The sequence below is a fragment of the Paenibacillus sp. SYP-B3998 genome, assembly GCF_010820665.1.
Taxonomy (GTDB): Bacteria; Bacillota; Bacilli; order Paenibacillales; family NBRC-103111; genus Paenibacillus_E.
The window spans coordinates 21,871-47,179 of sequence record NZ_JAAIKC010000006.1 but is presented as its reverse complement, the minus strand read 5'-3'; the positions used below and the strand labels follow the sequence as shown (position 1 = coordinate 47,179).

The window sequence follows — 25,309 nt, the reverse complement described above, 5'->3', positions numbered from 1 at the left end:
ACTTGGAACGAAATTCAAAGGGCTATTGCTGAAATTTGTCGAATGAAAATGAAATCAAGCGAAAGATACAATTTCTGAATATCTTCTTGCTTCCAAAACAGACGAAGAGGTGCCCGTAACATGTGGAAATTAAGGCTTCCTGGATTTAATGTAAAGAGTAAATTGATTCTATCCTTCTCGATTATCCTTTTGGTACCAAGCGTTAGCGTGGGCTTGATCTCTGCCATGACGGCGCAGAGTAAGGTAGAGGAGAAAATGAAGGAGGAGGCCCAATCCAAGGTCGAGCTCTTGAACGATCAAATCAACCAAATCATTCAGGACACCAAGGACAACGTTGATTTTATGGCAGATCGTTTAAACCTGGGATCAATTGGCCCTGTGCAAGGAAACGAAGATACGTTCGTACGGGCTATGCTAGACGCTTATAAGGATAAGCACCCTAATGTTGAGCTCGCATCTGTGGGGACTGATAAAGGGGTGTACATCAACTCACCCAAGAGTGCGGTGAATCCACCGGAATATGACCCTCGAAAAAGGCCTTGGTTTATGACAGCTATCGCTAACAAAGGAAAGCCTAATGTGATAGATCCATATATCTCAAGCAACACAGGCAATGTCGTTGTCACCGTCTCGGAAACCTCACATGATGATCATGGGGTAGTGTCCATCAGTTTATCTTTGAAATCACTTGCTGATACGGTAAATCGCACGAAAGTTGGTAAACAAGGATATGTCTATATTTTAGACCGGAAAAGTCACTATCTGATTGACCCAAGCGAGAAATCTGGAAGTGAGGCAAATGACGAGCGTTTTAAGCAAATGTATGATCAAAAGACGGGCGAAATCCAATATAACAAAAATGGGAGCCAACGTGTAGACTTCTACAAAACTAACGAACTTACCGGCTGGGTAGTGGTTGGAACCTTATTGAATGATGAGGTTGCTCAGGCTGCACGATCCATTATGTTGACAACCATCGCCTGTATTGTTGTGTTCCTGATCCTAGGCGGAATTATGGTCTATTTCATTCTTAACTCTATTATCAAGCCACTGGGGAGGCTATTGAAGGCGTCCGATCAGATCAGCTCTGGCGATTTAACAATTAGCGTACCCGTAAGGAGCAATGATGAGCTGGGTAGGCTTGGCGAAAGCTTCAACCGTATGAGTCTCTCGCTTCGCACCGTCATCGGGGATGTGAGTGAAACAGCATTGCAACTGGCTTTCACATCGGAACAGTTGTCAATCAATGCGGATGAGACGGCCAAAGCGACAGAACAGGTTGCTCAAATTACGGAGGAAATGGCGGAAGGAACGGAAAAACAAGCAACGATCGTGAAAGAAAGCTTGCAATCCATGACCGATATGTCAACAGGCGTGCAGGACGTGACAAATAACGCTCAGATGGTTTCTCTCTCCGCTATCCATGCCACGGAATTTGCCAAAGAGGGTAATGAAACTGTGAAATCCGTCGTAAGGGAAATGAATGCGATTAACACGTTCATGTCCGAATTTACCTTGACTGTTCAGGAGCTTGGCGAGCATTCTGCCGAAATTGGGCAAATTGTAGCCGTCATTGGGGACATTGCGACGCAAACTAATCTTCTGTCACTTAATGCGGCCATTGAGGCAGCACGCGCAGGAGAGAGTGGTCGCGGTTTCGCTGTGGTTGCCTCAGAGGTTCGTAAGCTAGCCGAACAGTCAAGAGTGTCCGCTGAGCGTATCTCTCAGCGAATTATAACTGTACAAGAGGTTATCGAAAAGGTCATTGGTAATGCCAAAAAAGGCGCAGAAGACGTCAAACAAGGGATTGTTGCCGTTGAAAATGCGGATGAAGCATTTAGTAAAATCAACCGTTCAGTTAACGAAGTTACAGATCAAATTCAACAAATTTCCGCTGCTTCCCAGCAAATATCCGCAAGTTCGGATCAAGTTGTTTATTCATTGGAAAATGTTTCGCTCGTCTCTGATCGAATTGCATCCGGATCAGAGAATATCTCGGCAGCAACTGAGCAGCAGCTTGCTTCTATGGAAGAGATTTCTTCATCCTCTCAAGTGTTGGCCAAACATGCCCAAGAACTTCAACTGCTCGTGGAGAAATTCAAATTGAATTGACAGCTCAAGTAATAGTAGCGTGAAATGGAAGACGAAAATGAGGGGCTAGCTTTATGCTAGCTCCTATTTCTTTTGTAAAAGTTAAGTGCAACCTTCTTTAAGAAATGTCTTGCTTACTAAATAGAGTCGCTTGTATAATAATTCCAGTTATTTACGAGAAGATGGTGACTATTTCCGGAGGGCTATTTGAATGAAAATGTGGAACAAGCATTAGGTAAGAGGGAGTATACCTATTTCGAAGAGGGGCTATACGCATTTTTCTAGCTTTTATGGTTAATTCATGTAAGATGTATAAGGAGCTTGCTTATAGGCAGCTCCTTTTTGTGTTTGAAGTAATGATGATTTTAAAAAATCAGTCAAATATTCTCTTTACTCTGGTCTATATCTTCATTCTCTATCACTTTTAAAAACGATAAAACTGCGGTTTCCAGTTGCCCTAACCGGGCTGTTCAATTGGAAAATGGCCAGCTCCCTCTAAAATGACACAATCTTTTTTAGCCTTTAGTCTATCAAAAAAAAATTTGCTAAAGCAAAACGGCGTCATGGGATCAATTTCAGGATGAACGAGCAAAACAGGACAATAATCAAAATCATTTGGTGCAATCTTAGGTTTCATATTTAGAAATGTTTTTAATAAACGTAACGGGATTTTCGCGCCGGCCGCATGCGCATCGTTGATAATCAGTTTAGTTAACTCAACATTGTTTGTTATCAAATGCATGCGTGATACATACTTAATTGAAATCAGAATAGGATCAAGCAAATAAGGGAGCAAATCCATTGACAGCTTTCCTAGCCTACTGACGAGTCTATTAGGAGCCAATTGATCCCGGACTTTCGGATCGCTCGTATCGACAAATGTCGTAGCTATTAACCCTCTTACTTGGTTGCTCTGAATGCTTGTGTGATATCCTAGCATCCCTCCAATACTGCTGCCTAATAGTACAATAGGTTTGCCATCCTGCTTAGTCTCCTTGTCAATCAAATCGGTAAGTAAGTCAATCCAAAGTTGATAGTCCAAAGATTTTATAGACTTCGTATAGCTCAACCCGTAAGGGGGAAGATCAGGTGAAACTACTTCGTAACCGTGGTTTTGAAGCATCCTTGCGTAGGGCGCCAATAATCTACCATTGCCACCAGCACCATGAATGAACAAAATTTTTATTTTTGAATCTGGAACGGGCATGCGATCCAGATGAACTTGGATGTTTTTCCATGCCCACCACTCCTCAGAAGGTAGATTTTTTTCATTTATCCGAATCTCTAATGGAAAAAACTTTTGATATTGTTTCCAGTAAAGGTTTGAGTGATTGTAAGTTAATAAAGGAACCATGTTAGACACTACCTTTCTTCCCAGAGCCTGTGAGCCGTAACACGCCTATGAATTATATCATTTTCAACCCTGTTGTTTCGACACCGACGTTTTAGTATGATATCGAGATATCATAGAAATAAAGTTATACAACTAGTGAAATAGAAGAAGTGGAGGCAAAGTGCATGAAACAGAGTGAAGGTTATATTGAAGTTCCAGGAGGCAGGATTTGGTACAATCGAATCGGTGATGGTCATAAAACACCTCTATTGGTGCTTCATGGTGGCCCTGGAAATACGCACGATCCCCTGAAGTCAGCTCTAAGCGTTTTGGCTGATGAGCGGCCGCTCGTGTTCTATGATCAGCTTGGATCTGGCAATTCAGATAGACCGACGGATCCTTCCTTGTGGCAAACAGAACGGTTTGTGGAAGAATTAATGTGTGTAAGACAAGCACTTGATCTGGAAGAGGTTCATATTCTGGGTCATTCATGGGGGACGATGCTTGCAGCATCCTATTTAATTGATCGGAAGCCTCCGGGTGTTCGAAGTGTTATTTTTTCAAGTCCATGCCTGAGTGCCGAACGTTGGAAAAAAGATGCTGACCATTTCTTGGCAAATTTACCCGAGGAAGTTCAACTAACTATTTCACGCAATGAGAAGCAAAAAACGACGGACTCGGACGAGTATCAAGAAGCCATGAAAGAATATTACAAAAGGCATGTGTGCAGACTTGATCCCTTACCATCTGTTGTAATGGAGAGCCGTGCAAAAGCGAATAAAGAAGTTTATATGACAATGTGGGGACCTTCCGAATTCAGTCCGACTGGTAATTTGAAAACATTTGACCGCACCTCACAGCTGCATGAAATCAAACAACCCTCTCTTTTCGTCTGTGGTCGATACGACGAGGCGGCGCCAGAGTCCACCCAATATTATCAATCTTTGGTGCAGGATTCTGAATTTCATGTATTTGAAAATAGTTCACATCTAAGCTATTTAGAAGAAACCAAACCATTTCTAATAATCGTTCAAGACTTTTTGAGAAAAGCAGAGCGAGATCAATAAAGACAGCCCCCCCAAAACACCCCTGAAGCAATGCTGTCAGGGGTGTTTGTTTAAAAAAAGGCTGAAAATGAGATGATTCATACCGGGAAAGAGGCATGATTTGCTATTATTCATCAGTTAATTGTAAACTTAATTATGTTAAATTTGGTTGACAATTAAAAACGGAAGTAGGATATTTGGTTAACGATTATTAATAAAAAACAAGAGGGAGACAATTGGTATGGATACCTGTGAAGTTCAAAGAGAGTGGGCACTGTATGCTCAAAAAGCATTAAAAGGTGATAAGCTGACGTTGGAGGAAGGCTTGGCTGTATTAGAGGCAGACGATGATGAAGTGTTAGCTATTATGCATGCGTCGTTTACGGTTCGCAAGCATTTTTTTGGTAAAAAAGTGAAATTGAATATGATTATTAACGCTAAAAGCGGTCTTTGCCCAGAAGACTGTGGGTATTGCTCGCAATCTATTGTTTCTACGGCGCCAATTAACAAATACACCTTGTTGGAGAAGATCACCTTGATAGCCGGTGCCCGAGAGGCGGTAGCGCGTAAAGCCGGGACCTATTGTATTGTAGCAGCGGGAAGAGGTCCTACGGACAAGGAGTTGAGTCAAGTAGTTGAAGCGGTACAAGAAATCCGCGAGACGCTGCCGCTCAAAATATGTGCATGTCTTGGACTATTGAAAGATGATCAAGCCAAGCGTCTCGCAGATGCAGGCGTGCACCGTTATAACCACAATTTAAATACAAACAAATCAAATTATCCTTCCATAACAACCACACATACCTATGAACAGCGTATAGAAACAGTAGAGAAGGTGAAATCACACGGGATGTCTCCTTGCTCAGGCGTTATCATTGGAATGGGGGAGTCGCATCAGGAGATCGTTGAGATGGCTTACGCACTGCGGGAACTAGATGCCGATTCCATTCCGATTAATTTTCTAAATGCGATTCCTGGCACGCCATTGGAATATGCAGGACGAACGCCAGCGCTGAAAGCATTGAAAGTACTGGCTTTGTTTCGGTTCATCTGTCCATCCAAAGAAATTCGCGTTGCAGGAGGGCGAGAATTAAATCTTCGTTCACTCCAACCCTTATCACTCTATGCTGCCAATTCGCTCTTTGTAGGAGACTACTTAACGACAGAAGGACAAGATGTTACTGCGGATCATCACATTATCGAAGATTTGGGTTTTGAGATTGAAAGCTTTGCACTGTAGAGCAGGGGGTTTGGATATAAATAAAGGCCCGAAGGAATTTCCTTGGGCTCTTATCCGTTGGTTCTGTTGTTCAATTATTTTGCTTATTGTGGCGTGTAGCCAGAGTTTAGTAGAAGTTCGTATTTAACATTAGGGTTTGTTCCAGAATAAGTAAAGCTTCTTGTATCAACGGTCAACGTTGATCCTGCCGGAACGTATACTTGCCAATTTTCCCGTCCATTAGCTTTCCATAAGCGTTGGGAAGCGCCAGGGGTACTTCCAGAAATACCTACAGAATTAATGCCATAATCTAAAGTCGTGTAATTAGGTTGCCAAAAATATAAGAAAACAGTTCTAGCAGGTCCATCGTTATACCATGAGTAATAATCGAGGTCATTAAAACTATCAAATGTAGCTGTGAAATAATCGCCTACTCCATAAAAAACGTTGGGGCTGCTGCTGCTATCACTTTCGGGTTTGGCATCTCTTGCCATAGCTGTCGTGGAGAGTGTAGAAACTAATGCAACGGTTGCTAGGATTGCCACTACTTTCTTTTTCATTCGTTATTCCTCCTAAAATATAATATATCCACTAATTTAACTTAACAATATATTCCATATAATTCAAATAAATATTTATTTATCATAAATTAATGTAAATTTTATGATTGGTTCATGGATGTTAAGTGTGTCTCTTTGTACTAATTTAGTAAATTCAAAGATCGGCATAAATCATATAAATATTTTCCGCCTCGAAGTTGCAGCTGGTTTATTTTGTTAAGGTAATTTAATGAATCCTTGGCGATACGAATTGCATGCTCAACATCGGTATGATCCATTTCAGCAATGTTTTTCTTTAGCTCAACCACATCAAGTGAATAAACGGTTGATCGGAAAGTACGCAGCAGCAGGATTTTACGTATTTGAGATCGATTAAATAGTCGGTAGCCGTTTCGTTGATCGCGCGATGAAGTAATTAGCCCGATCTTGTCCCAGTGTCGGATGGCTGAACAGGGGATGCCTGTCTCAGCAGAAACCTCTCCGATTGTTAGCCAAGTTTCAGTCTGACTCGAATCTGGGAGGGGAAGCTGCTGAGTCTCTAAGATTTGAATGGTCTTCTCCATTATTGTTTTATCACGATGAAGGTTTGCTTGTACTTCATTTACCATCCAAAGGGCAGCATTAACTTCTTTGGATTGTATTTTTCGAAGAACTTCTGATGCGACTTTCATTCCGAAACCGGGTGACATGGCTTGAATACACTCAAAATAGGCTACATGTTCCTTCGTATAAATCCGATAGCCGCTCGATGATCGCTCGGTAGGAGGAACAATTCCCAGATCTTCATAGTTTCTTAAGGCGCTTGTGCTTATTTTTAATTTTCTCGCAATGTCTATCGGTCTCAATGGAATGCTCACCTCGCTGTATCGGTTAATTAAGATTAAAGTTTACTTGTAAAGTTTATTCAATATGAACCAATAAAATCAAGGGGAAAATTGATCAAGTTTGGAATTAGCATTTATGTTGTATGATGAAATCGTACAACTAATTATTGGAATATGAAGAGGAGGCAGTTTAGATGGGAGAATTAGTTATATCTTTTGACCCTAGTATGTCTATGAAAGAACTTGGTGGATGTATCGAGAACTATGTGTCAACGAATTGGAAAAAAGCACTTGAGGAAAATATGGAAGAGTTCATTCGCGTTTTTCCGGAGCTTGAGGATTCGACATATGGCCTCTATTTTGAAAAACTTATGCCTCCCGTGTTTGAGGCGCTGGAAAAGGCGGGTTTTACCACGCTTAGAGATGCAAAAGAAACGGATTATATCATCGCAAAAGGGTTTAACTTCAGAAATTCTATGGAAAAATGGGGGCCAGAGGATCATCGATCGAGAGTGTTTTGGTTTGTTATTGAAGATCAACAGCAAAATGAGATTGGAACGTTAATCTTTGATTTTTTTCATTCGCATACGCTATTTGATGTTCCGTCCGTTCCGCAGGTTTCGGTTTTAGAGGTGACATCTAGAAAAGATATCATTGCTGCTATTGAACGAATGAAAGAAGGGAAATAAGGAAAATAGGGAAAATGAGGGAGTCTAGCTAGATGTAATAAAAACAGAGAAGTCCTAGCTGAACCCGACTCTTCGCAGCTTAATCTGCGAAGAGTCAGAGGAACAGCAAGGACTTCTCTTCTTACACTTCTATTTTTTAGTTACAGCTTTGAACCAATCGTTGACTTCCTTCGTAATCTGATCCCCGCCGTTAACTTTCCAATTGGAAGCGAATTCGTCAAACGCAGTAACTGGCAATTTGCCATAAATAATTTTGTTGAAGGTTTCCATTTCAGACTGACGCAGCAGATTCCATTTGGAAATCATAGTAGGCGTCGCAGCACCAGTGAAATAGTTTTGCTTGCGAATGTCCATTTGCGACATAACGACTTTCGCAGCATACCAGTTTTCAGGTTTGCGGAAATCCGCTAACTGTTTCTCATAAGGAGTTTCCGGTGTTTTGCCGTCTGCAAGCTTAACTAGCGACTTCATATAAAGATCCGGAATTCGGGCCGGACCAGTAAGGAATGTGAAGTCATTGCTGAAATCCTTGATTTTGTCTTTGTTGCTCGTCGGTTTGCCGTCCACAACATCCCAGTCGTACCCTTGGGCAAAGCCGTGTTCGAATTTGCTGCCGCTTGGCGGGTTGGCCAAGTTGTCTAGCAGATAGTTGTAATACAGGAAAATCGCTTCTGGATGCTTGGCATCTTTATTAATCATGAAGCTGCTGTTTACGCCTGAATTTTGCCATTTCGTGCCCATCAGTCCATCAGGACCTGCGGGAATCGGATAGGCTTTATATTTGGATCCTTTGACGTTTTTCAACAAATCAGGAGCCGGCCAGTCGGGTATCCAGTTCGCTCCAGGTAGAACGCCTGCATTCCCTTTTGTCCAGAATTCAGCTGTTTTGTTCTCGTCCCACAGAGCCGAATCCGGATGAATGTAGCCTTTGTTCATCCATTCTTGCAGCTTGGCAAGCGCTTGCTTAGCTCCAGGATTCAAGGAACCGTATTCTAGATTGCCATTGGCGTCCTTGTTCCATTGCTCCTGAACGGTTCCGTATGCTCCGAACAGCCAGTCGAGACCACCCAACCATGTATTGGTATTACTTTTCAAGGTAATTGCGAGCGGATAGACATCCTTCGGAGAAAGCCCGTCCGGGTTCTCGTTCTTGAATTTATCCATCACGTTCTCTAACTCAGCGATCGTTTTGGGAGTCGTAAGATGCAGCTTTTCCATCCAATCTTCCCGCAGCCATAACAACGTATCATCATTGTCGGTATATTCAAGAATTGGCAGGTTGTATTTTTTGCCGTCCCTCGTGAAAGGGTACCACAGTTCTGGATTTTTGACCGTATGGTCTTTCCAAGCCTTGTTGGCGTACTTATCGAACAACTGGTCGATGGCAACAAACTGTCCGGAATCGATCAGTTGGTTGGTCAGAACAGGGTCGGTTGGTACGTATACGAAATCAGGCAGCTTCTCGCCGGAAGCAATAGCAAGCTGAAGTTTCTGCTTATATTGATCCCCGCCGGCAGGGTACCAAGTATCTTTGTGCTTGATCCCGAACTGCTCCAGCATCCAACGGTCATGTACATTGTTCTCTCTAGTGTCACCTTTGCCGTACTTCTTCGGCGTGTTGAACATAATGACGGTGCTAATCTCAATTGGCGGATCGTATTTGCCGTTGGTGAATCCGGCATCGGATGCAGTGGCAGCATTCGAACCAGCGCTGTCTGGTTTTCCGGTATCACCGGATTTTCCACAGGCCGTGATCACGATGAGTGCCGAAACCATGAGCAGCAGCCATGATTTTTTGAATTTAACCATTTCTGATTTCCCCCTACGATGTAAGATCATTACATGTGTTACTTTACCAACTTGTGAGGGATGGCATCTATATGATTTTATTAGTTTTCATAGTACTCTGTTAGGCTATTCATTGCTATCTCTGAATTCCTGCGGGGTTACACCGAACTGACGTTTAAAAACTTTGATAAAGTAAGCTGGATCCAAATAACCGACTTCCAGGCTAATTTGGTATACTTTTTTGTCGGTTGTCCTAAGCCAATGGCAAGCACGCTCCATTCGGAGAGAGGACATGTAATCGCTTATCCCTTCACCGGTTTCAATCTTATAAATTTTGGATAAATGCGTCGGATGCAAATTTACATGGTCTGCCAGCGTACGCAGCGAAACATCGAGATGCAGGTTTTTCTCAGCAAAATCCTGGACTTTTTTCACATACGCAGAGCGTGTGTGTTTGATTTCATTCGATGTTCCCTCTTTCAGCTTGACAAGTACGCCAAGAGACCATTTTCTAAGCTTACTGATGGAGGTGAAAGCCTCTCCGCTTTGCAAGGAGTCAATCTCCGAACCAAGTAATTTGGACAGCGAGTAGCCGTTTCGATGGGCGAGATGAGTGAAAGATGAAGCAATTACGCATCCAGCCTCCATGCAATGCTCCCAGGATTCTGACCATCTTTCGTCCAGCTCTGCGAACACAGTGGACAGTCTATCTTCTGCCGCATCCCAACGGCCGGCTTCTAACAGGGTAATCAAAGTGGGAGGAAGATGGAGAGTGTCCGAAGTTTCCTGCGAAATGTTCTGCTCTAATTCGCCGACCCGAATGACAAATTCCCGCTCGTCCCCTACAATTTGCCGGAAATAGGCCGAAGCTCGCCTGTAGCGGTCCGGCAGCTGCTCTGGAAAGCGGAACCATTCCGTGATGACGATGGATAATGATCCTTTCAAAAACTGTTTCACTTTATACTGAAGCTGCATAGCAAGCTTTTCTAAAATCGTTTCTTTTCCAGCGTCAGTAGGACGATCTCCCTTTAACTGAAGCAGAAACGCAAGATACCCATGCTCCTCTTTAACACCCCACACCTCTGTATATTCTCCGATGATTTCCTCAGCCATATTAATGATTGCGTATTCCATCAGCTGCTGCCCATTGTTTGTATATTGCCCGAATTCTTCCTCCATTCGGACGAGCAGTAGGGCACAGTCCCCATATCGGAACGGTAATCCGTAATTCTCCAGTTTCCTGCTCCATTCATCGGCGGGCATGCGATGACCCCGCAAGGCATCTAGAAGTAATTGGCCGCGAAGAAGCGGCAGGTTTTCCCGAAGTGTGTATTGGGTGCGTTCATAGGAGCTAATACTTTCCCATTCACTATTCAATTGGTCAATGGCAGACTTGACTGCGCCAAACAATTCGTTGTCGGTTGGCGGTTTAAGCAAGTAGTCCACCGCTTGGTTACGGACGGCCTCTTTCGTAAACTCAAAGTCAGAGTGACCGGATAATATAATACATTTTATATTTTTATCATACCTGCGAATCCGTTCTATCAGCTCGATGCCAGTCATTTCTGGCATAAGAATATCCGATATGACAATATCGATAGGATGCGTCTCGAGGATTTGAAGCGCTTCATGCGCGGAATAAGCTTTATGAACCTGTTCGATGCCGAGTGTGTGCCACGGTTTGTGCATAGATAGATTGTCTACCCAGTGAGCTTCATCGTCTACGATGATCATTTGCATGTTAGGTGTCTCCTTGTATGAATGGATGATGGCGATGTTCTTCTCTGGAGGTTGCCTTCCAAATGATCTCTGTCCGAAATCCTCCTAGAAGTGATTTCGTAAAATAGAGAGAAGAGTTTTCTCCAAATTGGTGAATGATCCGCTGGTTAGTATTCCAAAGACCGCAGCCCATTTTCTCTTGCAAGGGTTCTTGCATTTTACGATTTAATGCATATTGCTGATCCTCCCCCATCCCGGGGCCGTCGTCGTCGATATATATTCGACAATAGCCGTTTGACATCTCGCCGCTGATTCGAATTTCACCCGATGAATATGATTTGCCTACCCCATGAATGACTGCATTTTCTACAATGGGTTGCAGCATTAAGCGTGGAACTTGTTGGTTTAGCATCTCATCAGGGATATCGATAAGATAGTAAATTCTTTCGTTACGCAGCTTCTGAATGTCCAGATAGTTGACGATCAGTCGAATCTCTTCGTCCAGACTAGCCGTTTGCCGCTCCATTCGGGTCGTGTAACGGTAGTATGCGCTTAAATTATACGCCATTGAAACGACAGCCTCTTCGTTCTTCATCTGGGCCATGTTAACAATGTAGCCAAGGCAGTTGTAAAGAAAATGGGGATTAATTTGGGCCTGTAGCTGCTTGAGAGTCGCATCCCGGGCCCGGAGCTTCTCGTTGAGCACATTTTCAATTAAACCTTGAATTTGCTGAGACATATCATTAAATCGATAAAACAGAAATGAAAACTCATTTTGCACGGTAGCGTCGATCCTTACCGAGAAATCCCCCCGCTGCACGCTTTGTAATCCGCGAATCAGCTTTCTGATCGGACGTTGAACGTTCCGGTAGAGCAAGACTGAAGCTGAAATACCGACCACAAAAAGCAGAACCATCGATAAATAGAATAGATTGCGGCTAAACGATATAGGTCCCAGTATTTGATCGAGTGGAACAATATCAACCAGATACCAATCCAAGTGAGGAGATTTCACAGCACTAACCAAATAATTTTTATTTTCTAAACTTACAACCTGCTGCATCGTGTCTTCCAGAAACTTCCCATCCAAATAATGGATAACGTTATTCGATAGCTTCTCGGATGCGCTGCGATTCAGGATCGGAGTCTCTCCCTTGTGGTAAAAGAAAGGATCTCCTTGGCCGCCTGCTTTATACGTGTCAAGCATGTTTTGAATATTTTCGGGACCGAAGCTGGCTTCGACGACTAAATTGCTTCCCTTAAGCGTATCCTGTTGGCCAAAAGAATCCGTAAAGAACCAATAAAAGGCTTTCGGACCACTTTGAAGATCGGTTTCTCCATCACCGTAAGTCCATTTTCCGGTCATATTCCTTTTCAGATAATTCTCATCATACTCGAACGCTATACTGGAATTAGAAATGACTTCTTTGTTCTGTTGAGAATAAACACTGTATTTAACTGGCCATATGTTCATAATACCAGATTGCAGCACCATCTTTTCCTGGACCACATATCTAGTCTGCATCCGATCATAGCGATCTTCCCAGATGTTCAATCCATTGAATTTCTGAACATTCGGATCTTTCGAAAAGATCATGACAAAGTCCATCATCTGATTGATCCTGGAGTCAATTTGGTTGGATAGAAAAGAGAGTTGTTTGGTGTTAGATACCTGAAGTTCCTTACTTATAACATCGAATGCGATTCTGTTGGAATAGGTAAATACGATAATGATCGGGATGAACAAAATAAAGATCAAACTGTTCATTTTGGCAAACAGACTGTACCTGGAACTGCTCTTTCTTTTGACAAATGCGATGCCTTTTCTTAGCTTCATAACCGATCCCCCCAGAAGATACCCCTAACAAAACCCTATCAATCCTAACAATGTCTTATAGTTTAAAGGTAGCGTTTGTTGATACTATATATATCAGGGTTTCTCAAAATACACAAATGAGTTTTTATGGAACGGGGTAGAGAGCTATGGATGCGAATACAGTACAGCAGGTGACCCAAGAGACCACCAAACGTGTGAAAAAAAGCAGTTACAAGCAACCATGGATGCTTCATCTCATGGTTCTTCCGGCTGTCATATTGGTATTTATTTTTTCTTATCTTCCAATGTCGGGTATCGTTATGGCGTTTCAGGATTATAAGGCGGCTTTGGGAGTAAGCGGATCCCCATGGGTCGGTTTGAAGCATTTTCGTTATATGTTTGAGAATGAATATTTCTTGAAAATTACGTGGAACACCCTATTCTTTGCTTGTTCCAAAATCGTATTGAACTTAATCATTCCATTTGCTTTCGCTCTGTTGTTGAATGAGGTAAGGAACATGGGGCTTAAAAGATCGATTCAAACGTTTGTCTATCTTCCTCACTTTCTTTCATGGGTTACGCTGGCAGGGATTTTGATTGATATGCTTGCCCAGACAGGAATCATCAACCAGTTTGTTACACATGTGTTCGGTATTAAGCCGATTTTCTTTCTAGGTGATGGCAGTTGGTTCCGATTTACCATTATCTTCAGTGATGTATGGAAAGAATTTGGATTCAATATGATTATCTTCCTCGCAGCGCTTTCTGGCATTAATCCAGCCTTGTACGAAGCTGCAGAGGTTGACGGAGCTACCCGCCTACAGCAAACGATGAGTATCACGATACCATCACTTATACCTATGGCAATCGTAGTTGCCACATTGGCGCTCGGCAACGTACTGAATGCGAACTTCGACCAAGTGTTTAACTTATATAGTCCTCTGATCTATCAGCAGGGAGATATTATCGACACGTTTGTGTACCGGGAAGGTCTTCTAAGCGGGCAATTCAGTCTCGCTACGGCAGTCGGCCTATTCAAATCAACAATTAGCTTAGCCTTAATCGTTATATCCTACCGTATTGCTTATAAATTTGCTGGGTATCGAATCTTCTAAGCGAATGCTTACGAAGCCAGTTTTCTGGCAAAAACTCAAAGGGGGGACAATCCCATGTACCATAAAACGCCGTCATATCGGATATTTTCCGTCTTGAACAATGTGTTTTTGACTGCGATCTCTATACTTTGCTTGCTACCATTGTTCCACTTACTGATGGTATCTTTAAGCGCAAGTGCTCCTGCCAACGCTGGATTGGTTACGTTTTGGCCGATTGGTTTTACATTTGAAGCCTACGCAAAAACGTTTAGCAACTCGAATTTCCTGTCATCACTTTGGGTTTCCGTACAACGTACGGTCCTTGGAACAGCACTTGCCATGTTCGTTAATCTGATTGCAGCCTACGCTCTTTCTAAAGATAGTCGTATCTTTCGTGCTCGCAATACCTATCTCTGGTATTTTGTTGTAACCATGCTGTTCAATGGGGGCCTGATTCCAACCTATATCCTTATCCTGAAGCTCGGCTTGATGAATTCATTGTTGGCGCTTATCCTGCCAGGATTAGTTACAGTCTACAACATTATTCTGCTACTGAACTTCTTCCGTACAGTTCCTAAAGATTTGGAAGAAGCAGCCTTCATTGACGGAGCGGGTCATTTCCGATCTTTCGTCTTGATTTACTTACCGATCTCGTTACCAGCCATTGCCACGGTTTCCTTGTTTACCATGGTCGGACATTGGAACGCTTATTTTGACGGTTTAATCTATATTAAAGAGGCTAAAAACCTCCCGCTTGCGAGCTTCATGCAAACCATTATTGTTCAAGCAGATATGTCAAAGGTAGATCCGGCAGCGGTTGCCAATCTATCTCAACGAACTGTTCGGGCATCGCAGATCTTTATCGGCGCTTTGCCTATCTTGTTGGTTTACCCCTTCCTGCAACGGTTCTTCGTTAAAGGGATTACTATCGGCGCGGTCAAGGAATGACATGTCGGTTAACTCAGGCAGGCGACGAAACGAGTTCGACGCAGACGCTTGTACCCAATATCCGTTCAGTCCATTTGGAAACCTAATCCGTACACTTGGGTTTCCTAAACAAAAACCACTTCCAGTTGAAGTGGTTTTTTGTTTAGGAGAGAATAGGAGCATTTATTCACTGGTCTCTTGCCTGCTCGACAATTGACCACACAAATGGACTATAATAGCACTCATTTGTCCATTGAACGTGTATATCATTTATTCTGTCCGTAAGGGGAACTGCAACAGTATGCCGATGATCATATGTTCGTCATGGTGTGGGACGATGAGCAATCTTGTGCGAGTTATCGTAAGCTTGCTGAGGATCCCCTCTGGCGTAACTTAAAGGCTGTAAGGAGTAATCAAGTGCATCGGGTTGATCCTCGGAGATGGTTTATGACAGATGTGTTCTCGCTGCAGGGAAGCTAGATGATGCGGTTAGACTGCTGACTGCTGCCAGGAGGTAGTCGAGTCGCAGGTGTTTTTCTGGAAAAAAATCCAACTTTTCTGCGAAATAAGCTTGTCTGTAAGCGGATAGCATGGTAATGTCATCATCAACAATTCGTGAAAATTGATTGGGGACATAAGAAGTATGCGTAATCAAAGGAAGGGGATATCGGGATGACCGTTTACATCGGACTGCTGCGTGGAATTAATGTAGGAGGCAAGAACAAAATTAAAATGGTCGAATTGAAAATGTTGCTGGAGACTAAAGGCTTCACTCATGTGCAGACATACTTGCAAAGTGGCAATGTTCTGTTCATATCCGAGGAAGCGGAAGGGCCGCTGCGCAGGGGCATTGAGCAGGATATGGATAGCAGATTCGGCGTTTCACCGACAGTCGTATTACGAACAGCGGAGGAGTTTGAGCAGATCGTTGCCGCTTGTCCCTATGCGGTGGACGCTTTGTTAGAAGGTGAAAGCATACAGATTTCTGTGCTAACGCAAGAGCCGCCCGAACAAACCGCGGAAATTTTGTCTAATGGAAAAAGCAGCATCGATGAATTCCAGATTCACGGACGCGAGATTTATTTTCTTTTTCGCCAAAGTGTTTTGGATTCCAAGCTTGCGAGTAATATTCAGAAGCTGGGCAATACAGCGACGACGCGCAACTGGAATACCATGAACAAGCTGGCTGTCTTAGCGAAGGCGATGCAGGCTTGATTTTAGCGGGGCCTCTGCATCGCTAATGACTGATCGGTGTGCCTGGACGGTTAGTAACTTCACGCGGGTGGGTGATTATGGAAAAATAAATAAGTTGCACTATGTTAAGGAGGGTTGATGATGAAGAAAGTGCTTTTAATCCTATGTATTCTGCTTGTAGGTTTTTCATCTTTGACATTTGCGTCCCCATGGCCATCACTAGCGCAAAAAATCAATGAAGCAGAGCTTCCTCAAGGTATGCCAGAGACTATTAATCTCTTAGACACCACTCAGCTTTACCCCAAGCCTGATTCAACTATCGTGTCTTGGGATTCGTTGAGCCCCCAGAAGGTAGAGGTGGTTCAGACTCAGTTTGGTGATCGTGACTATGCGAATCCTTCTGGCTTTACATGGATTCAAATACGTACAACGTGGCTTGGTAATAGGTGGATAAAGCTTAAGAACACACAAATCGGCGTAATCCGTCCATTCCGAGCTGATCTCAACTTGGCGTCCGATACACCTCTTTATGATCGCCCGTCCATTGAGGCTGCGAATGGAGGGGGATTATCTTCCCAAACTGTACATACCAAAGCGGAATTCGTTTCACCCTCAGGCTTTTATGCAATTCAGATTGAATCTTCTTGGCTGGGTGATCAATGGTTGATTTATCCACAAATAAAGAATGGATTATCTGGAACAAAGACTTTAGCAGATGCCATTAGTCCTGACTACGGGGATTTAATGAAGATTGATCATATTCATATCACTAAACTGGGTGAACGTACCTTTGTTCAAGGACAGTTGATTCTTGAGAAAGATGCTTGGCTAGTAGGAAGGATTAATCATGGATTAAACGATTATATCGTTTCGGGGAAACTAAGCTTCTGGAATGAAGCAGGAGAAGTTATCGCTCAAACGCCTTATGCGGTTCATACACAAGCAGGGCAACAGATGACTGCACCGCTATTCTTACCTGTAGATAAGGATGTATCATCAGCTGTAGCAGCAACTTTGCAGGATACATTTCCCTTCTATTTCGGTTTACCGATCCCACCCCTGCTGAATCTAACTGATTCTGAAGGGAAGGTTTTATTAGGTATTCTTCGTAAACAGAAGACAGAAGAGTATACGGTTGCGAGGGCATGGATCAGTGGCATGCTCCCAGGATCTCGTGATTATAGACTCACGTTGACTTTCTATGACGATGACAATCGTAAGTTAGGACTTGCACATGTGCATCAACGCTTAAACCATACGTTAACTCCTGATCAAACCAATCTTGAAGGTGGTGGAGAGAACTATCTCATCGACATCGTAGGTAGTGGTGACTGGACGAATTATCACTTAGTCAAGATAGATGTTGATCAAGTTTCAGCTGAGTAAATCCACCGTAATCAGCTTGGCTAGGCGTATAATGAAGATAATCACGTTATTACTATTATATTGAAAAGAGGGAGTTGCTTGACTTTAATTGGAGAAATCAGCGAAATTAATCGATATCCGATAAAGTCGTTTGCGGGAGAGCGCTTGGAGACTTGTATCGTTGAGACCTATGGATTATATGGCGACCGCTGCTATGCCTTTATAGATGAGACGAAAGAAGGATGGGAAAGCTTCTTCACTGCTAGAACGATTCCTAACATGCTCGCTTATAAGGCGAAACTCATTGGTGAAGGATTTCAACATGAGTTGCCTAAAGTGAGTGTAACCTCACCAGATAACCGGATTTTTAACTGGAATGAAGAATTATTAAATGAAATGCAAAGGTTTTCCAAAAAAAAGATGTCTATGAAGAGTTATCAATCACAAAACGCTGACCTTATGGCTGTCGATTCTAGTAGCCTACTGATTATCACAGATTCTACATTGCGTAACCTTGAAAAGATATGGGGGAAGAGCTTAGATAAACGTCGTTTTAGAGCAAACCTAGTTGTCACAGTAGATGAGGGCGCAGGCAATGAATGTGAATGGATCGGAAAAAGAGTGGCAGTAGGTAGTGCTGAATTGCAAATAGATACGTATTGTGAGCGCTGCTCAATGATTACAATCGATCCAGATGACCTTGAACGTGATTCTTCTTTGCTGAGGAAAGTCAATGAGGAGATGAATTTAAGTTTCGGCGTGTATGCTTCTGTCAAGAAGACGGGACACATTCACACAGGTGAGAAGGTATATTTATTAGATTGAACTTTAAGAAATTTCACACATGTAGATAGCGTGGCGCAAAGCTGTTCTCCTAAGAGAATGGCTTTTTTTGCTAAAAAATTGATTTTGATGATAAAATATGATTTAATTTACCTAACGGAAGTTAAAAAAAGGTTGTTAAGGAGCAATTTACTATGAAAAAAAAGGAGCTAACTTCCAATCAGTTGATTGAAGCAGCTTTCAACCTATTCGCTCAGCATGGTATCGAAAAAACAAGCTTGGCCATGATCGCCAAGGAGGTTGGCATTTCAAAGCCATCCATTTATTATCATTTCACCTCGAAAGAAGAACTTGTGCAGCGAATCTTCGAGCATATTTTTAGTGAATATCATTTTAAGCATTACTTTCCTATCGAAGAATTTAATGAAAATAACTTTTGGGATAAGTTATACCTAGGAGGGCTTCAAATGCTTCCTGAGAACGAAGAAGAGCATTACTCAATTATGCGCATTCTAAATGAATTTATGTTAAGCGCCGGACGCGATGAGAATTATGCCAAACGTATGATTTCCATGCAGCAGGAGTTTTTAGACGGTTTTTGCGATTTGTTAAAGAAGGGTGCTGAATTGGGGGTTATCTCGTCTCAGCAAACGAAGGCTAAGGCACATATGCTTGCGCTCGTTATTGATAATTTATCGACTTACATGATGATGGGACTAAACTTAGATTTTGAACAAATTTGGAAAGAATCTGTCAACAGTGTTTTTATGAATGGAGGGAAATAATGTGAGACAATCTCAAAACCGTACCATCCTAGGGTTAACACTTTTTGAAAAAGTTCTGATTTGGGTCTTGCTTCTTATTTCGGGATTTGTGCTTGGGTGGTTTTTGCCAAACATTGCGAATTGGGCTGTAAGGTTGGTATGGGTGCCATTCAAAGGTCCACTTGAATTGATCGCATCGTTCAAGGGCTCATGGCTACGTTATCTCACCACTTCAATAGGTGTGCTTGCCGGCTTGTATATCATATATATTGTATTCAAAGAGAGCCTTACGATCAGCATTTCGGATAAGGATGTTCAGCTGTCAATAAACGACATCGAAGAAACATATGCCAAAGAAGAGTTGACTGTTTGCTTCTTGGAAAATAAGCAACTTGTCCTGCTGGGGACATGGGGGCAAGAGCTTTTTAGGGAAAAGGTTGAATCTTCGAGCACTCGAATCTCGGATGCTTTTAAGCGGTATGGTTTTCCATGGTCAAAAGAAGACCCCTTCAAGGATCAATATAGACTATGGGTTTCTGCTTCCCCAGACCTTGAGTTAGGCGTGAATGCTTTGCTACAGGCGAGAAAAATAGCGATAGAAAAGAAAGAGATTTCCGATGTAAAGGAAATTAAAAGAGAGCTCAGTAAGCTAGGAATTGCAGTTCGTGATGAAGCAAATCTGCAGTATTGGCGGACTACGAGTCAACCGACCAGATCGTAAGTAACCCCTTTCGGGGACGTTCTAAGTGTTAGGGACAAACAAAAGCCATACAACAGCACAGATGTATGCCTATTTTTGCACGCATATCAGCTGTTAATGGAAAATTATGGTTTATTTACTCGCGAATGTCGACATCTGAAATCGTAAGAATGAGTGAGAATTAGTGAGGAAAAAACGATGATAATATTAAAATGTAGTGGGAGGTAGACAATTGTCTATCTCTCTTTTTTGTTTTTAACAATCCTCTCGCATAAACACTACGTCAAGTGTTCCTATCATTCTAGTTTTTTTACATATTTTATTAAAAGGAAGGATCATATTCATAAGAATCATTAATGTAAACAATCCTAGCCAAAATCAAATTTTCGAAGGATGGATTCAAAGACGTTCTAATACAGACACATTCTACACACTGTCTGGATACTTCATAGCATTTGCTGGTGCTGGAGGTAGCGCCACAAAAAATAAATTTTCGTGGGTTGCTACCAAAACAATAGTAGGATAAGACTGATTCGGCGGCGGTCGACCTTATAACGAGGTCGCTGCCGCCGTTTATTCCTCCAGGTTTGCTCCATTATGCTAATCGAGGTTGAGAAAAATTAGCAAGTATGATTTCCATTGTTGCACCAGGTACACGGCACACCTGCAGGTCCACAACAGCAATTATTCGGTATACATACACAGTAACTTGGTCCAGCTGCTGAATAAGTTCCCGGATAAGCAGGAATGGACGGATGTAATTGTGGTTGTGCAACAAAGGGCTGATGTTGAGGGACTAACTGATATTGCTGGACGGGTGGGTTAAAGTATGGGGGCCTGTAATAATAGCTCATTTTATTTGCTCCTCATTTAATAATAATTTTATTAACTTAGAGCAGTGTATTCAGGGGAAGTAAGAATGTTGAATTACACGACGGTTCATGACATTGACTACGACATCGTCGAGCGAATTTTTAGTATTTCTTTTGTTTTGTCTTTGTTTTTTATTCTATCAATTGAATAAAAAATGATTGCGGAAATTATAACTGAGCCTAAAGGGCTCGGCTGAAACCCGATACAATAGTTTACTCCTTCGGCATCTTACTCGTATCCATATACAACACATTCCAGCGATGACCATCCAAATCAGCGAAACCAGCGCCGTACATAAAGCCCTGACCTTGGGGCTCACTAAAGGCTGTGCCACCCGCTTTTACGGCCTTCTCTACCATTTCATCTACCGCTTCTTTGCTCTCAGCATCAATGGAAAGCAACACTTCTGTGCCTTGCTTTGTATCTGCAATATCATTTCTTGTGAAATTTTTGAAAGAGGGCTCCGGAAAAAGCATCACGATAACATGTTTATCTCCGATAAGTAAGCCAGCGGCTTCATCACTATTACTGTGCCGTGGATGAAACGAAAATCCAAGTTTGGTGAAAAACGCTTTTGACTTATCGAGGTCTTTGACTGGAAGGTTTATTCAAAATTCTTCTGTCATCGTAAGTTCTCCTTTACATGAATAAAGATAATATCTACGTTCTTGTAATCATATTTAGCATGTTTTGTTATCTTTGAACTTCTGATAGTAATAATAATTCTGGAGAATATGTGATGAAAAAGTTTTACATATTGTCTACTATATTAGAAATGGAATATATTTGGATTTAAAGGTAATTAAAGGCAATAATTCAATTAAAATTAAGAGGGAATGGTGGGGAGAAACATGAAAAAATTAGCAATGCTTATTTTTGCGGGCGCCTTCGTATTAGGCATAAGTTGCAGCGTGAACGTATCTACTGCAGCAGCAGCCCAATCGACAACGACCACCACACCCAAAAATTTGGCTGTAGGCGGAACGGTAACAGCTAGTGGAGAAAATGCGCCAAACGAAGGCAAGGATAGTGCGTTTGATCAGACACCTTATTCGAAATGGTTAGTATTTAATTCTCCGGGCTGGCTGCAATATCAATTTACTATGGCAAATGTTGTTACGTCTTACTCGATTACATCCGCAAACGACTATCCCGATAGAGACCCGATAGGTTGGGTATTGAAAGGTTCCAATGACGGGTCGATCTGGACCGTACTGGATACTCGGCAGAACGAAAGCTTTACATATCGGTATCAAACGAAAACTTACTCGTTTTCGAATACGACTGCTTATAAATTTGTGAAATTCGATAACCTTACTAATCAAGCGGGAAGCGGCATCTTACAGTTGGCCGAAATCAAACTATTCGATGGTTCCGTAGATACCTGGACCACTATCAAGCCTACGGTTACGGCCAGCGGGGAAAATGGGCCCCACGAAGGCAAAGAGAATTTAGTAGACGGGACAAGTGTTACCAAATGGCTGGCTCCTGAGGCTACCGGCTGGCTTCAATTTGACTTCGGTAAACAGGTGACCATCGATGGCTATGCGCTCACGGCAGCTAACGATGTGCCCGAGCGTGATCCGAAAAGCTGGGTTCTGCAGGGTTCCAACGATAACGCTAACTGGACGACCATCGACACGAAAAGCAACGAGTCCTTCAGTCTGCGGCATCAGCGCAATCACTACATCCTGAAGAACAATAGCGCTGCTTATCAATTTTACAGGTTAAACAATTTGAAAAATCATAGCGGTAACCGCTTGCAATTAGGCGAGGTCGAATTTTCGCGAACTAACGACATGTGGCATGTCATCCATCCAGTCATCGAAGTGCAGAATCTCGACTCAGCGGGTAACGGAAGATTGTTCGATCAGGCTCTGCCTAATGCGGCGGATGACATCTTGGTAATCGTCCGTAAAGTAAACGAAGTTCTGTATAACAATCCTGCCGAGCTGCAAGGAGGCGTGAGGAAAATCCGAGTGACTATTGAAGACGTTCCTGGGGTTGCTTGGGCATCGGGGGACAGCGTTCAAAAGACGGTCGGTTTCAGTTCTCGGTTTCTACGGGACATCGCAGCTGATCCCAATCAATCGGTACGTGATGAAATTATAGGCGTCCTTTACCATGAATTGACTCATTGTTATCAATACGACGACAATCGCTATGCCGATAAGAACGTTGGGGGACTCAGCTATATGGTGGAAGGATTGGCCGATACCGTGCGTTTTGAAGTAGGCTATCATAACCGCTACGGCATGACTAAGGGCGGAACCTGGCAGGATGGCTACGGCACGACAGGGAACTTCTTCCGCTGGATTGAGGATACGAAGACAAAAGGATTCATTCGTAAACTAAATGCAAGCCTCACCCCTTTCGACGGTCTAGATTGGAATGAAAATAAAATTCAGGAACTTACTGGTATACGCGTCAATCAGCTCTGGACTCAATATCAGGTGACGCTTCCTGAATAAGAATAGTTGATCCACAAATAGGCTTGTTCCCAGAAGGGAGAAGCGCAAAGGATTGGCTAGAATGATTTTAGTGACTCATAATTTTAGGGGGCTGTCCCATAAGGTCTAAAATGACCTAGGGGCATCCCCTTTTCATTTGGTACTTTCGATCCGTACTTCGGCGATCTAGAGTTTATGCTGCAAACAAGACTTTCACAGGAAAAGTTTGTTAGTCTCCCACCGTGGCAGCAAGTTTACTTCTATAGATGAATGGGAAATAAAGGATACTCCTCCTATCACGTTTGCTAAAGGGATAATGTAGAACTGTGTCGAAATTTTAGATTATCTCAACGATGGAGGGATCTAATTGAAAATATCTACTTGGTTAAAAGTAATGATAGGTGTCTTTACTATGCTTTTTGTAGGTGTTTTTATTTGTGTTTATTTTTTTAATCAAAGTTTGGATAAAGAGAACCAAGCGTCCAAACGACAGATTGAGTTTAAACAACTTGGAGTTGATTTGGCAAATGCTTCTGATTATTTGACGAATGAAGCAAGAGCTTACGTGCAGTTTGGTGATAAGACTCACTATGATAATTATTGGAAAGAAGTAAACGATACGAAGACGCGGGATTATGTAGTTGAGAAGCTCAAGGAACTCGGCTCACCGCAATCGGAGCTAGATTACATTGCGAAGGCAAAGGCTAATTCAGACGCGCTAGTAAAAACAGAAGATGCTGCGATGAAAGCGATTGCGGCAGGGGATTTTACCAAGGCTCGTACCCTGATGTTCGACAAAAATTATGATGCCAATAAGAAAGTCATTATGGATCCGATAACGGATTTCCAGAATGCGATGAACAAACGTGCCCAAGAGGAATCGGAGCAAGCGCGACTGCATGCCCAACAGATGCTATACTTGACAATTGGCCTGCTTATTGCGACATTCGGCATTCTGCTGTTCATTTTCTTATTCTTTCTTCATAAATTAAAACCGCTTCGTGTCGTGCAGATCAAGTTAAGCGAGCTTGCCGCTTCGGGTGGTGATCTTACGGCAAGGCTTCCGGTAACGAGCTCCGATGAGATTGGCACGATATCCAGTTCGCTTAACTCCTTCTTACACACACTGCAGGCCATCGTCCATGAGATCATTTCCTCTTCTCATGGAGTTGCAGATTCGTCGACGAGATTGATTCGCATATCGGAACAAGTATCCTCATCAACGCACCATACCTCCGAAGCGATGCAAGAAGTTCAGGCTAATTCATCGCTAACGGTTCACAGCACAGAGGAGAGCTCGCGAGTCATTGAGGAGATGTCCAAAGGGATTCAACAAATAGCAGCTTCCGCAAGCGACCTGTCTAACCTGGCAAAGGATTCGGAGAAGGAATCGCGGCTGGGTTTTGAGCTGATGCAAGAAGCAATGTCCCAAATGGAGCATATCCAGAGCTCGGTCATTGAATCGTCCGAAATCGTATCTGCTCTCGAATCCCGGACAGGGTATATTGAACAAATTGTTGCGGCTATTACTTCCGTCTCCTCGCAGACAAACCTTCTGGCGCTGAATGCATCGATTGAAGCCGCACGCGCAGGCGAGCATGGAAGGGGCTTCTCCGTTGTGGCGACAGAAATTCGGAGGCTGGCTGAGCAGTCCAGGCTGTCAGCAGAGAAAATTTCCGTGCTGCTTAAAGAAATCCAGACGGATACGAACCATACGGCTGCAGCAATGAAGAAAATTTCCAATGAAGTTACTGTTGGTGGTAGTAAAGTAAATCATGCTAGCCGCGCATTCCAACAAATTTTACTAGCGTCCCAAGGAGTTTCCCTTCAGCTACAAGAAGTATCGGCAGCTTCTGAGGAGATGGCTGCAGGCTCTGAGGAAGTATCGGCTTCTGTTATTGAAATTACACAGGTCTCTCGCAATGTGCTCGGTAAAATTGTTTTAGTCAAAAATAATACAGAGAGACAAACAAAGCTTGCTGATGAGGCTTCTGAGATCTCACAAAAAGTTAATTTCGAAGCATCGAAACTTCAAGAGTTAGTGTGTAAATTTAAAGTATAACTTTGTTTCTAT

21 protein-coding genes are annotated in these 25,309 nt (G+C 42.8%); 14 read left to right on the top strand and 7 right to left on the bottom strand.

Going from position 1 to position 25,309, the window contains the following annotated elements; genetic code table 11:
• Nucleotides 1-120: 120 nt before the first annotated feature.
• The gene (locus GK047_RS16740; RefSeq protein ID WP_163949003.1) at nt 121-2,112 is read left to right on the top strand and encodes a methyl-accepting chemotaxis protein; all 1,992 of its coding nucleotides are present in this window, start codon (nt 121-123) and stop codon (nt 2,110-2,112) included.
• 436 nt (nt 2,113-2,548) lie between these two features.
• Here GK047_RS16740 and GK047_RS16735 read toward each other — a convergent pair whose 3' ends face one another.
• The gene (locus GK047_RS16735) at nt 2,549-3,445 is read right to left on the bottom strand and encodes an alpha/beta hydrolase (protein ID WP_240344006.1); all 897 of its coding nucleotides are present in this window, start codon (nt 3,443-3,445) and stop codon (nt 2,549-2,551) included.
• Nucleotides 3,446-3,609: 164 nt separating this feature from the next.
• On the opposite strand from GK047_RS16735, the gene GK047_RS16730 reads away from it, so the two are divergent.
• Together GK047_RS16730 and bioB are read left to right on the top strand one after the other, a co-directional pair.
• Complete coding sequence (locus GK047_RS16730; protein WP_163949000.1) at nt 3,610-4,491, top strand: proline iminopeptidase-family hydrolase; 882 nt, start codon at nt 3,610-3,612, stop codon at nt 4,489-4,491.
• A gap of 220 nt (nt 4,492-4,711) precedes the next feature.
• Nucleotides 4,712-5,710, top strand: a complete 999-nt coding sequence (bioB, locus tag GK047_RS16725; RefSeq protein ID WP_163948997.1) for a biotin synthase BioB — start codon at nt 4,712-4,714, stop codon at nt 5,708-5,710.
• An 83-nt stretch (nt 5,711-5,793) separates the two neighbouring features.
• Here bioB and GK047_RS16720 read toward each other — a convergent pair whose 3' ends face one another.
• Entirely contained in the window at nt 5,794-6,249 is a 456-nt protein-coding gene (locus tag GK047_RS16720) for a hypothetical protein (protein ID WP_163948993.1), read from the bottom strand.
• A gap of 140 nt (nt 6,250-6,389) precedes the next feature.
• Nucleotides 6,390-7,094 (bottom strand): MerR family DNA-binding transcriptional regulator, encoded by a 705-nt coding sequence (locus tag GK047_RS16715; protein WP_205516835.1) that lies wholly within the window; start codon nt 7,092-7,094, stop codon nt 6,390-6,392.
• Between the two features lie 173 nt (nt 7,095-7,267).
• Here GK047_RS16715 and GK047_RS16710 point away from each other — a divergent pair, with 173 nt between their 5' ends.
• A complete protein-coding gene (locus GK047_RS16710) occupies nt 7,268-7,762 on the top strand; it encodes a DUF6022 family protein (protein ID WP_163948991.1) in 495 nt (164 codons plus the stop codon).
• A gap of 129 nt (nt 7,763-7,891) precedes the next feature.
• On the opposite strand, the gene GK047_RS16705 is transcribed toward GK047_RS16710, so the two are convergent.
• The 3 genes from GK047_RS16705 to GK047_RS16695 form a co-directional block, all read right to left on the bottom strand.
• Entirely contained in the window at nt 7,892-9,571 is a 1,680-nt protein-coding gene (locus tag GK047_RS16705; RefSeq protein WP_163948988.1) for a type 2 periplasmic-binding domain-containing protein, read from the bottom strand.
• 105 nt (nt 9,572-9,676) lie between these two features.
• Nucleotides 9,677-11,290, bottom strand: a complete 1,614-nt coding sequence (locus GK047_RS16700) for a response regulator transcription factor (RefSeq protein WP_163948984.1) — start codon at nt 11,288-11,290, stop codon at nt 9,677-9,679.
• Between the two features lies 1 nt (nt 11,291).
• Nucleotides 11,292-13,106, bottom strand: coding sequence for a sensor histidine kinase (locus tag GK047_RS16695; protein WP_240344005.1), 1,815 nt, complete (start codon nt 13,104-13,106; stop codon nt 11,292-11,294).
• A gap of 146 nt (nt 13,107-13,252) precedes the next feature.
• Here GK047_RS16695 and GK047_RS16690 point away from each other — a divergent pair, with 146 nt between their 5' ends.
• From GK047_RS16690 to GK047_RS16655, 8 genes are all read left to right on the top strand, one after another.
• Entirely contained in the window at nt 13,253-14,200 is a 948-nt protein-coding gene (locus GK047_RS16690) for an ABC transporter permease (RefSeq protein ID WP_163948981.1), read from the top strand.
• 54 nt (nt 14,201-14,254) lie between these two features.
• Nucleotides 14,255-15,127, top strand: a complete 873-nt coding sequence (locus GK047_RS16685; protein WP_163948979.1) for a carbohydrate ABC transporter permease — start codon at nt 14,255-14,257, stop codon at nt 15,125-15,127.
• Between the two features lie 294 nt (nt 15,128-15,421).
• Nucleotides 15,422-15,586, top strand: a complete 165-nt coding sequence (locus GK047_RS16680; protein ID WP_163948976.1) for a hypothetical protein — start codon at nt 15,422-15,424, stop codon at nt 15,584-15,586.
• Between the two features lie 192 nt (nt 15,587-15,778).
• Nucleotides 15,779-16,321, top strand: a complete 543-nt coding sequence (locus GK047_RS16675; RefSeq protein WP_163948974.1) for a DUF1697 domain-containing protein — start codon at nt 15,779-15,781, stop codon at nt 16,319-16,321.
• 117 nt (nt 16,322-16,438) lie between these two features.
• On the top strand, nt 16,439-17,686 hold the full coding sequence (locus GK047_RS16670; protein ID WP_163948971.1) for a hypothetical protein: 1,248 nt from the start codon (nt 16,439-16,441) through the stop codon (nt 17,684-17,686).
• 78 nt (nt 17,687-17,764) lie between these two features.
• Nucleotides 17,765-18,490, top strand: coding sequence for an MOSC domain-containing protein (locus GK047_RS16665; protein ID WP_163948968.1), 726 nt, complete (start codon nt 17,765-17,767; stop codon nt 18,488-18,490).
• 152 nt (nt 18,491-18,642) lie between these two features.
• A complete protein-coding gene (locus tag GK047_RS16660; RefSeq protein ID WP_163948966.1) occupies nt 18,643-19,233 on the top strand; it encodes a TetR/AcrR family transcriptional regulator in 591 nt (196 codons plus the stop codon).
• 1 nt (nt 19,234) lies between these two features.
• Nucleotides 19,235-19,933 (top strand): YqeB family protein, encoded by a 699-nt coding sequence (locus GK047_RS16655; RefSeq protein WP_163948964.1) that lies wholly within the window; start codon nt 19,235-19,237, stop codon nt 19,931-19,933.
• Nucleotides 19,934-20,997: 1,064 nt separating this feature from the next.
• Here the strand turns inward: GK047_RS16655 and GK047_RS16650 are convergent.
• Entirely contained in the window at nt 20,998-21,393 is a 396-nt protein-coding gene (locus GK047_RS16650; RefSeq protein ID WP_163949608.1) for a VOC family protein, read from the bottom strand.
• A gap of 243 nt (nt 21,394-21,636) precedes the next feature.
• Between GK047_RS16650 and GK047_RS16645 the strand changes: the two genes are divergently transcribed.
• Together GK047_RS16645 and GK047_RS16640 are read left to right on the top strand one after the other, a co-directional pair.
• Entirely contained in the window at nt 21,637-23,256 is a 1,620-nt protein-coding gene (locus tag GK047_RS16645; protein ID WP_163948961.1) for a basic secretory protein-like protein, read from the top strand.
• 346 nt (nt 23,257-23,602) lie between these two features.
• Nucleotides 23,603-25,297 carry a methyl-accepting chemotaxis protein gene (locus GK047_RS16640; RefSeq protein ID WP_163948959.1) on the top strand — a complete coding sequence of 565 codons (1,695 nt, stop codon included), beginning with the start codon at nt 23,603-23,605 and terminating at the stop codon, nt 25,295-25,297.
• Nucleotides 25,298-25,309 lie beyond the last annotated feature (12 nt).